The 14,562-nt window shown below is 57.8% G+C and carries 10 protein-coding genes; 2 read left to right on the top strand and 8 right to left on the bottom strand.

All coding sequences use genetic code 11. The features are described 5' to 3' along the window. Nucleotides 1-75: 75 nt before the first annotated feature. Nucleotides 76-1,428: a glutathione-disulfide reductase gene (gorA, locus tag ACQE32_RS11930; protein WP_426973955.1), complete on the top strand. Its 1,353-nt coding sequence runs from the start codon at nucleotides 76-78 to the stop codon at nucleotides 1,426-1,428. A 78-nt stretch (nucleotides 1,429-1,506) separates the two neighbouring features. Here gorA and ACQE32_RS11925 read toward each other — a convergent pair whose 3' ends face one another. Then, the gene (locus ACQE32_RS11925) at nucleotides 1,507-3,333 is read right to left on the bottom strand and encodes a glycoside hydrolase family 15 protein (protein WP_426973954.1); all 1,827 of its coding nucleotides are present in this window, start codon (nucleotides 3,331-3,333) and stop codon (nucleotides 1,507-1,509) included. 223 nt (nucleotides 3,334-3,556) lie between these two features. On the opposite strand from ACQE32_RS11925, the gene adhP reads away from it, so the two are divergent. Beyond that, nucleotides 3,557-4,570: an alcohol dehydrogenase AdhP gene (gene adhP / locus ACQE32_RS11920; RefSeq protein ID WP_426973953.1), complete on the top strand. Its 1,014-nt coding sequence runs from the start codon at nucleotides 3,557-3,559 to the stop codon at nucleotides 4,568-4,570. Between the two features lie 360 nt (nucleotides 4,571-4,930). Here adhP and ACQE32_RS11915 read toward each other — a convergent pair whose 3' ends face one another. The 7 genes from ACQE32_RS11915 to kdpF all read right to left on the bottom strand — a co-directional run bounded on the left by ACQE32_RS11915 (nucleotide 4,931) and on the right by kdpF (nucleotide 14,351). Beyond that, nucleotides 4,931-6,316 (bottom strand): cation:proton antiporter, encoded by a 1,386-nt coding sequence (locus tag ACQE32_RS11915; RefSeq protein ID WP_426981327.1) that lies wholly within the window; start codon nucleotides 6,314-6,316, stop codon nucleotides 4,931-4,933. Between the two features lie 202 nt (nucleotides 6,317-6,518). Continuing rightward, nucleotides 6,519-7,022 (bottom strand): TIGR00645 family protein, encoded by a 504-nt coding sequence (locus tag ACQE32_RS11910; protein ID WP_426973951.1) that lies wholly within the window; start codon nucleotides 7,020-7,022, stop codon nucleotides 6,519-6,521. Nucleotides 7,023-7,172: 150 nt separating this feature from the next. Then, nucleotides 7,173-9,851 carry a two-component system sensor histidine kinase KdpD gene (gene kdpD / locus ACQE32_RS11905; RefSeq protein ID WP_427021835.1) on the bottom strand — a complete coding sequence of 893 codons (2,679 nt, stop codon included), beginning with the start codon at nucleotides 9,849-9,851 and terminating at the stop codon, nucleotides 7,173-7,175. A 78-nt stretch (nucleotides 9,852-9,929) separates the two neighbouring features. Further along, a complete protein-coding gene (kdpC, locus tag ACQE32_RS11900; protein WP_426973949.1) occupies nucleotides 9,930-10,508 on the bottom strand; it encodes a potassium-transporting ATPase subunit KdpC in 579 nt (192 codons plus the stop codon). A gap of 10 nt (nucleotides 10,509-10,518) precedes the next feature. Then, a complete protein-coding gene (kdpB, locus tag ACQE32_RS11895; protein WP_426973948.1) occupies nucleotides 10,519-12,567 on the bottom strand; it encodes a potassium-transporting ATPase subunit KdpB in 2,049 nt (682 codons plus the stop codon). Between the two features lie 15 nt (nucleotides 12,568-12,582). Continuing rightward, nucleotides 12,583-14,262, bottom strand: coding sequence for a potassium-transporting ATPase subunit KdpA (gene kdpA / locus ACQE32_RS11890; RefSeq protein WP_427021834.1), 1,680 nt, complete (start codon nucleotides 14,260-14,262; stop codon nucleotides 12,583-12,585). After that, nucleotides 14,262-14,351 (bottom strand): K(+)-transporting ATPase subunit F, encoded by a 90-nt coding sequence (kdpF, locus tag ACQE32_RS11885; protein WP_426973946.1) that lies wholly within the window; start codon nucleotides 14,349-14,351, stop codon nucleotides 14,262-14,264. The genes kdpA and kdpF overlap by 1 nt, the downstream gene beginning before the upstream one ends. Between the last annotated feature and the right edge of the window lie 211 nt (nucleotides 14,352-14,562).

The following is a 14,562-nucleotide window of genomic DNA, read 5'->3' as shown; positions in this document are numbered from 1 at the left end:
CGCAAACTTTGCGGGAAATCACCGAGTAACGGTACACTGACGCCAGTTTTCTTTTCTTACTTTGGAGTTCGCTCAATGACCCGACATTATGATTATCTTGCTATTGGCGGCGGCAGCGGCGGGATTGCATCCATTAACCGTGCGGCAATGTATGGGCAGAAATGCGCCCTGATCGAAGCCAAAGAGCTGGGTGGTACCTGCGTCAACGTAGGCTGCGTACCGAAAAAAGTGATGTGGCATGCGGCTCAGATTGCTGAAGCGATCCATAACTACGGCCCTGATTACGGTTTCGATACCACCGTGAATAACTTTAGCTGGCAGACGGTGGTAAAAAACCGTACGGCCTATATCGACCGCATTCATACCTCATACGAAACGGTGCTGGGCAAAAACAACGTAGACGTGATTAAAGGTTTCGCCCGTTTTGTTGATGCCCATACGGTAGAAGTGAATGGTGAGAAAATCACCGCCGACCATATCCTGATCGCCACCGGTGGACGTCCGGTTCAGCCGACGATCCCGGGCGCGGAATATGGCATTAACTCTGACGGCTTTTTTGAGCTGGATGAGATGCCGAAGCGCACCGCTGTGGTGGGTGCGGGCTATATCGCGGTTGAGATCGCGGGCGTGCTAAATGCGCTGGGCTCAGAAACCCACCTGTTCGTGCGTAAAGATGCGCCGCTGCGTCAATTCGATCCGCTACTCAGCGAAACGCTGGTTGAAGTGATGAACGCCGAAGGTCCCACGCTGCATACCCAGTCGGTGCCAAAAGCGGTAGTGAAAAACAGCGACGGCAGCCTGACGCTGCAGCTGGAAAACGGCCAGGAACAAACCGTTGATTGCCTGATTTGGGCCATTGGCCGCGAACCGGCGACCGATAATCTGAACCTGGCCGTGACCGGCGTCGCGCTGAATGAAAAAGGCTATATCCAGGTTGATAAATTCCAGAACACCAGCGTCTCCGGCATTTATGCCGTTGGCGATAACACCGGCGCGGTTGAGCTGACTCCGGTTGCGGTGGCTGCAGGCCGTCGCCTCTCCGAGCGTCTGTTTAACAACAAGCCTGATGAGCATCTGGATTACAGCAATATCCCAACCGTGGTATTCAGCCATCCGCCGATCGGCACCGTTGGCCTGAGCGAGCCGCAGGCACGCGAGCAGTATGGCGACGAGGCGGTAAAAGTCTATAAGTCATCCTTTACCGCGATGTACACCGCCGTTACGCAGCATCGCCAGCCGTGCCGTATGAAGCTGGTTTGCGTCGGCCCGGAAGAAAAAATCGTGGGTATTCACGGTATTGGCTTCGGCATGGATGAAATGCTGCAGGGCTTCGCAGTAGCGTTGAAAATGGGCGCCACCAAGAAAGACTTTGATAACACCGTTGCGATTCACCCCACCGCAGCGGAAGAGTTTGTCACCATGCGCTAAGCATCTTAACGGCTCACATAAGAGGGGAGCCGTTATTATTGATAAACCGCCTGCAACCAGGCGGTTATGCGCTTTTACTTACACGCGTTCTCCCGACTTATCCTCCGCAAGCGCCTTTGCGGCACACACCAGCGACAGATGACTCAGCCCCTGCGGCATATTGCCCAGCCAGCTTTTAGTGTGCGTATCGAACATCTCATTGAAAATCTCAATATTGCCGCGTTGACACAGCTGCTCAAGGATCTCATCCATAGTGCGCCGCGCCTCTTGCCGTTGACCCAGCTCCGCCAGCGCCTCTACCAGCCAGAAGGCGCAGGCGACGAAAGTGGCTTCCTCTTTTTCCACATCCGAATAGCGATAAAGCATCACGCCGCCGTGACCCAGCTCCTCGCGTATCTGCGTCAGGGTCGATAACATTCGCTGCGGATTGACTTTACTGCCGTAATAATGGGTCAGCGCAACGGCGGCATCCAGCCGCTCGCTCCCGGCATAGAAAGTGTAAGCCTGACGCTTTTCCGACCAGCAGTGCGTTTCGATCCAGTCGCGAATGCGGTCCCGTTCACGTTCCCAGCGCTGCAGCCAGGTCGGCTCAATATGATCATCCCGCGCCAGCTCTACCGCCTGATCGAGCGCCAGCCAGCAGGCCATTTTGGAATGCGTATAGTGCTGCTCTTCCGGCAGCTCCCAGATACCGGAATCCTTTTGCCGCCAGCCGTCGGCGCAGTGATTCGCCAGTTTGCCCAGCAAGCGTGAGGTAGAGAGATCCAGCACGTGCCCCGCCTGGATAAACAGCCGCGCGGTCGCCAGCATATCGCCATACATACTCAGTTGAACCTGATCGCGCGCGTTATTGCCTACCCGCACCGGCTGCGTTCCCTGATAGCCCTCCAGCGGCGGAATGCGTTCTTCCGGCACCTGCCCGCCTTCCAGCGTATAGCAGGCGCGCAGGCCGCCATCATGTCGCCGTATGGTGGCCGATAGCCAGGAAAAGGCCGCTTTACAATCTTCCAGCGAGCCAAGATAGACAAACGCCTTGATGATCAGACAGGCATCACGGATCCAGGCATAGCGATAATCGTAATTTTTGTCGTTGCCGAGCTTTTCCGGCAGCGAGCTGGTGGCGGCAGCGGCCAGCGCACCGGTTGGCGAATACCAGAGAAATTTCAGCGCCAGCGCCGAGCGACGCACATGATTATCGTAAGGGCCATCCCAGCTCAGGCCGTCCGCCCAGTCGCGCCAGGCGATGTGGCTGGTCTCAATCCGTTCGTCGATTTTCTCCGGTGCCGGGATCGCCAGCGGTTCGCGTTCGGTGGTGACTAACGCCACCAGCGTGCGGGAATCAGGTGAGGCGGTAAAGGTGGCAGTAAAGCGCTCATCGCCGCATTCATTAATCTGTACATCATCCGTCAGGCGCAGCATCGCCATCAGTTCGCCAACGTGATAAACCGGATGACCGTTGATGCGCTTTTGCCAGGGCGAACAGGTCTCCGCGCGCGTGCCGGGCTGAAAAATTATCTGCATCTCAACGTTTCCGCTGATGCCTTCCACGCGACGCGCCAGCTCATTCCACGGCAGCCGTCCCGCCAGCGTACTGTTCAGTGATTCCGTTATCAGCACTTCGCCCGTTTTTGTCTGGTAGCGCGTCTCCAGCACATTGCTGTTTTCGCGATAGCTGCGCTGCATTTGCCATTCTCCCTTCGGCGCCACCTGGAAATAGCCGCCCGTCCCGGCGTCCAGAATGCGATCGAACAGCGGCGGCGAATCCATATTCGGCGCGCACCACCAGTCGATCGCTCCGTCAGGCGCAATCAATGCAACGGAACGTCCTTCGCCAATCGCGGCGTAGTCGCCCAGCCCGGCATAACCTTTTTGCCTGGCGGGAGAGTGATAAGTCATGTTTTTCACAGGCGATGTTTTCCTTTTCTGGATAGCGGTACAGGCTCGCATAAACGGTTTTAACATCGTTACGACACCAGTTCCGCGCTACGCTGGAAGGGTCTTTAAAGCGTAGTACACCAGTGATCGTTGTCACATCCTGCTCAAACGCATTGTTCCGTATAACTCTTACCAGGTAGCATAGGGCGACAGCAAGAAGGATTTATGTTCTCTCATTAATGGAGTATTCAGCATGAAAGCAGCCGTTGTAACTAAAGATCATCGCGTAGCCGTAGTCGAGAAAACGCTGCGCGCGCTGGAACATGGCGAAGCTCGTCTGAAAATGGAATGCTGTGGCGTTTGCCATACCGATTTGCATGTAAAGAATGGAGATTTCGGCGATACCACTGGCATCACGCTGGGCCATGAAGGGATTGGGATCGTAGAAGAGGTCGGGCCGGGCGTAACCTCGCTCAAACCCGGCGACCGCGCCAGCGTTGCCTGGTTTTATCAGGGCTGCGGTCACTGTGAATATTGCAACAGCGGTAATGAGACGCTCTGCCGCGAAGTTAAAAATGCGGGCTATAGCGTCGATGGCGGCATGGCGGAAGAGTGCATTGTGGTGGCCGATTACGCGGTTAAGGTGCCAGATGGCCTCGATCCTGCCGCAGCCAGCAGCGTGACCTGTGCAGGCGTCACCACCTATAAAGCGGTGAAAGTTTCCGGTATCCGTCCGGGCAAATGGATTGTGATTTACGGCCTGGGTGGCCTGGGTAACCTGGCGCTGCAGTACGCGAAAAATGTCTTCAATGCCAAAGTGATCGCGGTGGATATCAATGACGAACAGCTCGCCTTCGCCAGTGAGATGGGCGCGGACATGGTAATTAACTCACGTACTGAAGATGCGGCGAAAGTGATTCAGGAACGCGTGGGTGGCGCACATGCGGCAGTGGTGACCGCCGTGGCGAAATCCGCCTTTAACTCAGCGGTAGATGCCATGCGTGCCGGTGGCCGCATTGTCGCCGTTGGCCTGCCGCCGGAATCGATGAGCCTGAATATACCGCGTCTGGTGCTGGATGGTATTGAGGTTGTTGGCTCGCTGGTGGGCACCCGCGAAGATCTGGCCGAGGCCTTTCAGTTTGCTGCCGAAGGCAAGGTGGTGCCGAAAGTGCAGCGCCGCGCTATTGAGGAAATCAACGAGATCCTGCATGAGATGGAGGAAGGTAAAATCCGTGGCCGCATGGTAATCGATTTTACTCGCTCATAACCCTCTGGTCCGGCGCGCCTGTTGCGCCGGGCCCTTTAAATCATTTCTGTTACCAGCGATCGACGACGATGCCGGTAACACTGCCGTTGCGACTCTAGCCAGTCGGTCTTGATTGAAAACACGCTGGCACCGGCTGCCAGAAGAAAACGCCAACGGCTTATCAGGCTTTAATTCCGTTAATTTCCAACGTCAAGCCCACAGAAGACAAGGCAACGGGCAACCCGCTCCGTTATAAAAACAGAGCGTAAGTAAACGTCGGGATGTACCCTTAAAGACCGACGCCGAACAGCGTCGCGAACCGGGGTTTAGCGCAAAAAATGTGATCGCCGTCAGCCTTATTTAACCTGATCCGGTGGTTTTTTACTCTCGCCGCGTCTGCTCTTCCTGCTGTTTCTGCTCTTCCGCTTTGCGACGCGCCTGCTGCCAGGCCTGCCGACGATTAAGCAGCGGCGTGACCGTAACACCATGGATCACTACGCTGGCGGCAACCAGCGTTAAGGCCATATCAACCATCGCGTCGGCCTGCGGGCCGGACATGCCATGCACCCAGGCGTAAGCGATATAGTTAATACTGCCGATGCCGCGAATACCCAGCCAGCCAATCAGTATGCGCCGTCCAACAGGTATTCCGGTGCCGATAGTGGCGATCCATACCGCCAGCGGGCGGATAAACAGAAACAGAATAGCCGCCAGCAGCAGGCCGGTACTGTTCCAGTGCAGCGCCAGCGTAACGCCCAGCACCACCACCATCAGCGCCGCCAGCAAGCGTTCGACCGTGTCGCCAAACGATAGCGCATCCCCCACGACCAGCCCTACCGTATGCGCCGGCGTATAATCCTGCTGCTGCACATGACGCTGGTTGGGATTCACCAGCAGTTCGGCGGGTGGGATACGTTCGTTTTCCGGTTGCTGCTCAGGCGGGAAAGTTCGCATGACGTGGATCTCAGCGCGGCGTAACCCTACGCCCGCCGCAAAGGCCGCCAGGAAGCCGGAGGCTTCAACATACTGCGCCGCCGCATAGGTAATGGCGATCAGCGCCAGCGTCAGAAAATCGTTCGGTGCGGTATCGCTGTTCACGGTTCGCAGCCGGGTCGCCACAATGCCAACGATGCGACCAAAGCTGTAGCCAATCAGCGTGCCCATCCCAATCGCCCACAGCACATCTTTGGCCAGCCAGTGACCAAAGAAACCGGCTGAAAGCGGCTCGGTGTTATGAAACAGCAGCAGCGCCAGCATCAGCAGCGGCAGCGCCGAGCCGTCGTTTAATCCCGCCTCGCTGGAGAGCGCGACACGCAACTCATCCTCATCACCCGCGTGGTTAACGGAGATCAGGCTGGCCAGCACCGGATCCGTTGGCGCGACAATAGCCGCAAACGCCAGCGACAGCGGCCAGGAGAAGCCGGCAATCAGATGAATGACCACCATCATTCCCAGTACCGTCAATAACATGGCGGGAAACGCCAGAAGCAATCCATCACGCCAGTTGGCGAGCCGCTGCGGCAGACGCAGCTTCAAACCGGTAATAAACAGCGAGGCGGCCATGGTGATTTCAGTGATATGCGCGGTTAGCTCAGGATGGCTTAACAGATCGAGCGAGACAAAGTTGAGTACCCAGGGACCAAACAGAATGCCGATCAGCAGAAACAGGCCGAAAGAGGTCACCGGGCCACGGTGGATCCAGCCCGATGCCAGAGACATAATTAAGAGCAACCCGCCGCTGGTAGCGGTCCAGGCAAGGAAATCCATATTACTCCTGTGATAGTGACTAATGAGTAGATTAAGCCTGGCATATATCGTTGGTTGACGCGGGGAAATGCTTTACGGTGAGTAACAACAAGGTCGGATGCGTTGGTGCGCTATTTCATATGCAGAGGCGATCAAGAAAAAGCCATGCCGGGCGGCATGGCTTCGGTACAGCGATCAACAGCGGCGGCAAAGGTGCGGCTAATCAGTGGCCTTTCTTATCCTGACGCGTGATGTAATCGAGCCAGCCCATAAGAAAAGCTGAAAAAACAAAGGTCAGATGAATAATGACGTACCACATGAGCTTATCGTTAGCGACATGTCGCGCCTCCATAAACACCCGCAGTAGGTGAATGGAAGAGATCGCCACGATGGATGCCGCCACTTTGTTTTTCAGCGAACCGGAATCCATTTTCCCCAGCCAGCTCAGTTTCTCTTTATGCTCGTCAATATCGAGCTTAGACACAAAGTTTTCATAACCGGAAAGCATCACCATCACCAGTAATCCGCCGACCAGCGTCATATCCACCAGCGACAGCAGCAGCAGAATCAGATCGTTCTCTGCAATATCCAGAATATTGGGCAGCAGATGGATAATTTCCTGAAAAAACTTAATTGTCAGCGCCAGCAGCCCCAGCGATAAACCAATATAAACGGGTGCCAGCAGCCAGCGCGATGCGTACATCAGGTTTTCGGTGAAACGTTCCATACAGTCCAGTCAATTGATTAACAAGATGCTCAGTATATACCCGACATCCTTCACGTTGCATATAACGTTGGCTTTGTTTACCTGCTTCAGTCACTGACTCATGTAAGCCCCCGGCGGGATTTATAAGGATATCTCCAGGGCTTTATGACGTTAGTGCAGGGCTTCATGCACGCTTTCCGGCAGCGGGGGCGGAATGGTCTGCGGCAGGTTGATCAAAAAACTCACGCCACCCTGCGCGCGTGCCCGGGCGCTGATTTCTCCCTGATGCATTTCAATAATTGCTTTACAGATGGCCAGACCCAGCCCAACTCCCGGTACGGCGGACTCCTTATCGCCACGCGTGAATTTATCGAAAATCTTCTCCTCCAGCCCGGCGGGAATGCCCGGCCCGCTATCCCACACCTCAATTTCCAGCCGTCCGCTCTGCTCGGCGGCGCGAATACCGCGCGGCGTTTGCGGCCCGGCATATTTCACGCTGTTTTCCAGCAGATTGATAAATACCCGCTCCAGCAGCGTGCTGTCGCCATGCAGCCATACCAGCCGATCCGGCAGCGCCAGCTGCACGTTATCGTGCGGCAACAGGCTTGAGAGCTGGGTCAGGGCGCTGCCGACGATCTCTTCCAGCGACAGCCACTCCTGTTGCAGATTCAGCCCGCCCGACTGAATGCGCGCCATATCCAGCATATTGCTGACCAGCCGGATAGTGCTGAGGGTCTGTTCACGGATCTGACTGGCCTGCGGCGCAAATCTGGAATTTTCTCCGGCAAGATCAAGCATCAGCATCTCCGCCTGACCAAACAGCACGGTAAGCGGCGTGCGCAGATCGTGCGACAGCGCCGACAGCAGCGCGTTTCTCAGCTGTTCCCGCTCGGCCGCCAGCCGCGAAGCCGCTTCGCTGCGCGCCAGAGCGACACGTTCCAGCGCATTGGCCAGCAGCACGCAGTAGGTTTCCAGTAGCCGCTGCTGTTCCGGGATCATTAGCTGACGCAGATTCTCCGGCTCAATCACCAGCAGCCCCCAGCTTTTTTCATGCGTTTTCAGCGCCAGCATTTGCCAGGGCATGGCGGGCAGCGTGTCGGTTCCTGCGCCAGCAGGCTGCCCTTTGCTGAAGCTCCAGCGGGCAATCGCCCCGTCGGGCGGCAGCGTCAGGCTGCTGTCGCCGACAATCTTCAACTCGCCGTTCTCATCCGGCAACAGCAGCGTGCTGCGCGCCTGCAGGGTAGCCAGCAGACTACGCTGCCCCGCTGCGGCGATATCCTCATAGCGCAACGCACTACTGAGCGAGCGAGCCATTTCGTACAGATAGCGCGCCCGCTGTTCACGATAGCGTGCCACGCGTGCCTGGTAGCGCACCCCGGCCGTGAGGTTGCCGACAATCACGCCCACCGCCAGCATCACCGCAAAGGTGACCAGATACTGTAAATCGGAAACCGCCACCGTCCCGGTAGGCGCAACAAAAAAGAGATCGAAGGCGAGAATATTCATCACCGTCGCCGCTACCGACGGCCAGCGTCCATAGCGTAAGGCGATAATCACCACGCCCAGCAGATAGATCATTACCCCGTTGGCGGTATCAAAACCGGTCAGCCAGTATTGTCCGACCAGGGTGATCAGCGCGCACAGCAGCAGCGCCGCCAGGGTACCGCGCAGTTGGGTGACCCACTTTTCACTAAACGTGCGTGTATCATTGCGTGCCTCAGGCGCGTCGCGCGTCGCCTCTTCCAGCGCCACCACCACCAGATCCAGCTCCGGTCCTGACTGCCCCAAACGGTCGGCAAAGCTATCGCGTCGCCAGCGCCGCATGGGCCGTCGGCCAATAACGATTTTGCCAAGATTGTGCGCTCGTGCGTAACGCAGCACTGCCTGCGCTTCGTCGCTTTCCGCCAGCGTGGCGGTTTCTGCGCCCAGCTCCTGCGCCAGCCGCAGCGTGCGTAGAATAGCGCGCCGCCGCGCTTCAGGAAGCCGGTAAAGTCGGGGCGTTTCAACATAGACCGCATGCCAGACGCTGCCCAGACGCGACGCCAGCCGGGCAGCGGTACGCACCAGCTTCTCGCTACCGGTATGATCGCCGATGCAGAGCAGAATGGCATCACGGGTGTGCCACACCTTTTCCCGCCCCTGCATATCACGCCAGGCGCGCATCTGATCGTCAACCCGATCGGCAGTGCGCCGCAGTGCCAGTTCGCGCAGGGCAAACAGGTTTCCTTTGCGGAAAAAGTTCTCAATCGCCCGCTCCGCCCGATCGCCAACGTAAACCTTGCCCTCTTTCAGGCGCTGGCGCAGATCGTCCGGCGGCAGATCCACCAGCACCACCTCATCCGCCTTATCAAAAAAGGGATCGGGCACCGTCTCGCGGACCTGGATGCCGGTGATGCCGCCGACCACATCGTTCAGGCTTTCCAGATGCTGAACGTTTACCGTGGTCATGACATCAATGCCCGCCTCCAGCAGTTCATCAATGTCCTGCCAGCGCTTCGGATGGCGCGAGCCTGCCACGTTGCTGTGCGCCAGCTCATCCATCAGAATCACCGCCGGACGCCGCGCCAGCGCCGCATCCAGATCGAACTCCTCATAGCGCGAACGTCCGGTTGCCCGACGCGGCAGTAACGTCAGCCCTGCCAGCAGACGTGCGGTTTCCTCACGACCGTGAGTTTCCACAATCCCGACCAGCACATCCAGCCCCTGAGCACGCAGCCGTCGCGCCTCCTGCAGCATGGCAAAGGTTTTGCCAACGCCTGCGCAGGCGCCAAAGTAAATTTTGAGCTTGCCGCGATGGCTGCCGTGTAACAACAGCGCGTCAGGATCGGGGCGGGCTAACTCACCGTTCATCAGCATCCCTGAAAAGATAAAAAGAGAAGGTTAATTACCGCCAGCCTGTGCCGGAGCGGTAAAGAAAGCCAGGATCGGCTAGCGTGCGGGAGCCAGCGCATCCAGAGCCATATTTAGTTTCACCACATTCACCCCGGATTCGCCAGAGAATTTCAGCAACGGGCGTTCGGTATTGTCATCAATCAGCCGCTGCACGGTGCTGAGCGGCAGCTGACGCGCTGTCGCCACGCGCGTCGCCTGCCATCTGGCCGCCGCTGGTGAAATGTGCGGATCCAGCCCGCTGGCGGAAGCGGTGACTAAATCAACAGGCACTGACCGGCTGGCCTGTGGATTTGCGGCGCGCAGCATCGCCACCCGTTCGCGAACCGCCTGGTCCAGCGCTGGGTTATTTGCCGCCAGGTTACTGCCCGACGAAGCCGCGCCGTTATAGGGCGTTTCCGCCGTGGCCGATGGCCGTCCCCAAAAATAGTCGGGGCGGGTAAAGGCCTGGCCAATCAGCGCCGAGCCGCGCACGCGCTCTTCTGCCGACAGCAGCGAGCCGTTGGCCTGCAGCGGAAACAGCCGCTGCGCCAGCTGTGTGACGACCAGCGGGTAAATGCCCCCCGTTAACAGCGCCAGCAGAACGAACAGCGTCAGAGCGGGACGTAAAATAGACATATTTTTCTCCTCAGGCCCAGCCCAGCAGGGTGAGCGCCATATCAATCAGCTTAATCCCGGCGAAAGGCACCAGCAGACCGCCCACGCCATACAGCCACAGGTTGCGACGCAATAACGCCGCCGCGCTGAGCGGTCGATAGCTAACGCCCTTCAGCGCCAGCGGGATCAGAAAAACAATCACCAGCGCATTGAAAATCACCGCCGACAGAATGGCGGAGTTGGGTGAGTGAAGATGCATCACATTAAGCTGGTTGAGCTGCGGATAAGTTGCGGCGAAAGCGGCCGGAATGATGGCGAAATATTTTGCTACGTCATTGGCAATACTAAACGTGGTCAGCGAACCGCGCGTCATCAGCATCTGCTTGCCGATATGCACGACCTCCAGCAGCTTGGTAGGGTTAGAGTCGAGATCGACCATATTGCCCGCCTCTTTTGCCGCCTGAGTGCCAGAGTTCATCGCCACCGCCACGTCTGCCTGCGCCAGCGCTGGCGCATCATTGGTGCCGTCGCCGGTCATCGCTACCAGACGCCCTTCCGCCTGATACTGACGAATCAGTGCCAGCTTGGCTTCCGGCGTCGCTTCCGACAGGAAATCATCCACGCCCGCTTCTGCGGCAATCGCCGCCGCCGTCAGCGGGTTATCTCCGGTGATCATCACGGTTTTAATGCCCATTTTGCGCAGTTCGGCAAAGCGCTCGCGGATACCGCCTTTAACGATATCCTTCAGCGCCACCACGCCCATGACCCGCTCGTTGTCCGCTACCACCAGCGGTGTGCCGCCGGTACGGGCGACCTCTTCAACCAGCGCCTCGACCTGCGACGGGAAGAGACCATGATTGGCGGCGATATGTTTGCGCACCGCATCCACTGCGCCCTTGCGAATGCTACGTCCCTGCACGTTAACGCCGCTCATGCGCGTTTGCGCCGAGAACGGAATAAAAGTGGCGTCCATGTTTTGCAGATCGCGCTCGCGCAGATTAAATTTCTGCTTCGCCAGCACCACAATGCTGCGCCCTTCCGGCGTTTCATCCGCCAGCGAAGCCAGCTGCGCTGCATCCGCCAGTTGCTGTTCGCTGACGCCCGGCGCAGGCATAAAATGCGTCGCCTGACGATTACCCAACGTAATGGTGCCGGTTTTATCCAGCAGCAGCACATCCACATCGCCTGCCGCCTCTACCGCACGCCCGCTGGTGGCAATCACGTTAGCGCCCAGCATGCGGCTCATGCCCGCCACGCCAATCGCGGAGAGCAGGCCGCCGATGGTGGTCGGGATCAGGCATACCAACAGCGCCACCAGCACCGTAACGCTGACGGCATGACCGCCCCACGCAGAGAACGGCCACAGCGTGACGGTTGCCAGCAAGAACACGATGGTCAGCGAGATCAGCAGAATGCTTAAGGCAATTTCATTTGGCGTTTTCCGCCGTTTCGCCCCTTCCACCATCGCAATCATGCGATCAAGAAACGTTTCTCCTGGATTCACGCTGCACTGGATCACCAGCCAGTCAGAAAGAATACGCGTGCCGCCGGTGACCGAAGCGAAATCGCCGCCCGACTCGCGAATTACCGGAGCGGACTCGCCGGTGATCGCGCTCTCATCCACCGAGGCGCCGCCCTCCACCACTTCGCCGTCGCACGGCAGGATATCGCCCGCCTCCACCAGCACCCAATCACCCTTGCGCAGGGTTTCTGCCGCGACCTGCCGCCAGGGTTCATCGTGGCGTGGCGTCCTGAGCTTTTTGGCAAAGCTGGTTTTTTTTACGCCTTTAAGGCTGCTGGCCTGTGCCTTACTACGCCCTTCCGCCAGCGCTTCGGCAAAGTTAGCGAACAGCACGGTAAACCACAGCCACAGCGCAATCGCGCCGGTAAAGCTCGCCTCACCGGCCAGCAGCCTTGCCGCCATCGCCGCCGCCAGCAGGGTGGTCAGCAGGCTGCCAAGATAAACCAGAAACATCACCGGATTACGAAACTGCACGCGCGGATGCAGTTTTTTGCACGCGTCGACGATAGCGACGCGCATTAGCGCTGCATCAAACAGCGCCTGTTGTTGACGACTCATCAGCTTCTCCGCCCGTTAACGCAAAACAGGATGTAAATGCTCTGCCACCGGCCCTAACGCCAGCGCAGGAATAAAGGTCAGCGCCCCCACCAGCAGCACGGTGCCCGTCAGCAGGCAGACAAACAACGGGCCGTGGGTTGGCAGTGTGCCGCTGCTGACCGGCTGGATCTTTTTCGCCGCCAGCGAACCGGCAATCGCCATCACCGGAATGATGATGCCGAAGCGGCCCACCAGCATGCAGAACGCCAGCAACAGGTTCCAGAACGGGGTGTGGGCGCTGAGGCCGGCAAAGGCGCTGCCGTTGTTGTTGGCCGCCGACGAGACGGCGTACAACACTTCGCTAAAGCCGTGGGTGCCGGGGTTCGCCATGCCTGCGCGTCCGGCTTCGCTCATCATCGCCAGCGCGGTGCCGAGCAGCACCAGCGTCGGCGTGACCAGAATTGCCAGCGCGGTCAGCTTCATTTCACGGACGTCGATCTTTTTACCGAGGTACTCCGGGGTGCGGCCTATCATCAGGCCAGCGATAAACACCGCCAACACCACGAACAACAGCATGCCGTACAGCCCTGCGCCAACGCCGCCGAACACCACTTCGCCCAGTTGCATCAGCCACATCGGGATCATGCCGCCCAGCGCGGTAAAGGAGTCATGCATGGCGTTTACTGCGCCGCATGAGGCGGCGGTGGTGATCACTGCAAACAGGCTGGAATTAAGAATGCCAAAGCGTGTCTCTTTGCCTTCCATATTGATGGCGCTGTCTGCGCCCAGCGTCAGAAAGTGCGGATTGCCGCGCAGCTCAGCCCACATCACCACCGCAACCGCTGTGATAAACATCAGGCTCATGCTCCAGAGCAGCGCATGGCCCTGTCGGCGATCGCCTGCCACTTCGCCAAAGGTGAAACAGAGCGCGGCCGGGATCAGAAAGATCGCCAGCATTTCAATCAGGTTGCTGATCGCGTTGGGGTTTTCAAACGGATGAGCCGAGTTAACGTTAAAGAAGCCGCCGCCGTTGGTGCCGAGCATTTTAATCGCTTCCTGTGAGGCGACTGGCCCAAGCGCCAGCGTCTGTTTTGCGCCTTCCAGGGTTTGTAAGTCCACGCTGGCGTTCCATGTTTGCACCACGCCCTGGCTCACCAGCAGCAGCGCGATAATCAGGCTCAACGGCAGCAGCACAAACAGCGTAATGCGTGTCAAATCACGCCAGGCATTGCCCAGCGTAGTCAGGGATTTACTGGTGAAACCACGTATCAGAGCAAACGCCACGGCAATACCGGTAGCCGCTGACAGGAAGTTTTGTACCGTCAGGCCGACCATCTGGCTAAGGATGCTCATAGTGGTTTCACCGCCATAGGATTGCCAGTTGGTATTAGTGACAAAACTCACGGCAGTGTTCAACGCCAGGTGCCAGCTCAGATTGGGCAACTGCTGCGGATTAAGCGGCAGCGCCTGCTGGGTCAGCAAAATAACCAACAGAAATACCAGCCCTGCGGCGTTAAACAGCAATATCGCCAGCAGATAATGCAGCCAGCCCATGCTTTTTTTATCGATACCGCAAAGCCACCCTATTCTGTTTTCCAGCGCTGGCAGCACCGGCCTGTCACGCACCATACCCGCTATCACCTTGCCCAGCGGATTTGCCAGCAGCATCAAAACTGCCAGATAGCTGGCTAACAGTAAAAATGCGGAAGCTATCATTAAAACGCCTCCGCATTCACCAGGGCATAAACCAGATACCCCAGCAGTAAAAACAGCAGCACAATACCAGCCACAATTTCTGTACTCACAGCCACCTCCACGGCGCATTTCAGTTAGCCGCAAGGATAAAAAAGTGCGTATAAAATTGGCGTTAAATTACCGGGCCGGGGTGTAAAAAAAGTATAAAAATGGAGGGAGGGCTGATTGTAAAAACATCAATCTCTATTGCTCAGCTATAAAGCAGCGGCCCGCTTCGGCGGATTCGGCAAACGATCTTCCCGGCGTTATTCTTTCCGGCTT

This window comes from Pantoea sp. FN0302 (genome assembly GCF_050113775.1).
In the GTDB taxonomy this organism is placed as follows: Bacteria; Pseudomonadota; Gammaproteobacteria; order Enterobacterales; family Enterobacteriaceae; genus Mixta; species Mixta alhagi.
The sequence above is the reverse complement of the archived record's forward strand: the minus strand, read 5'-3'. Positions and strand labels throughout refer to the sequence as shown.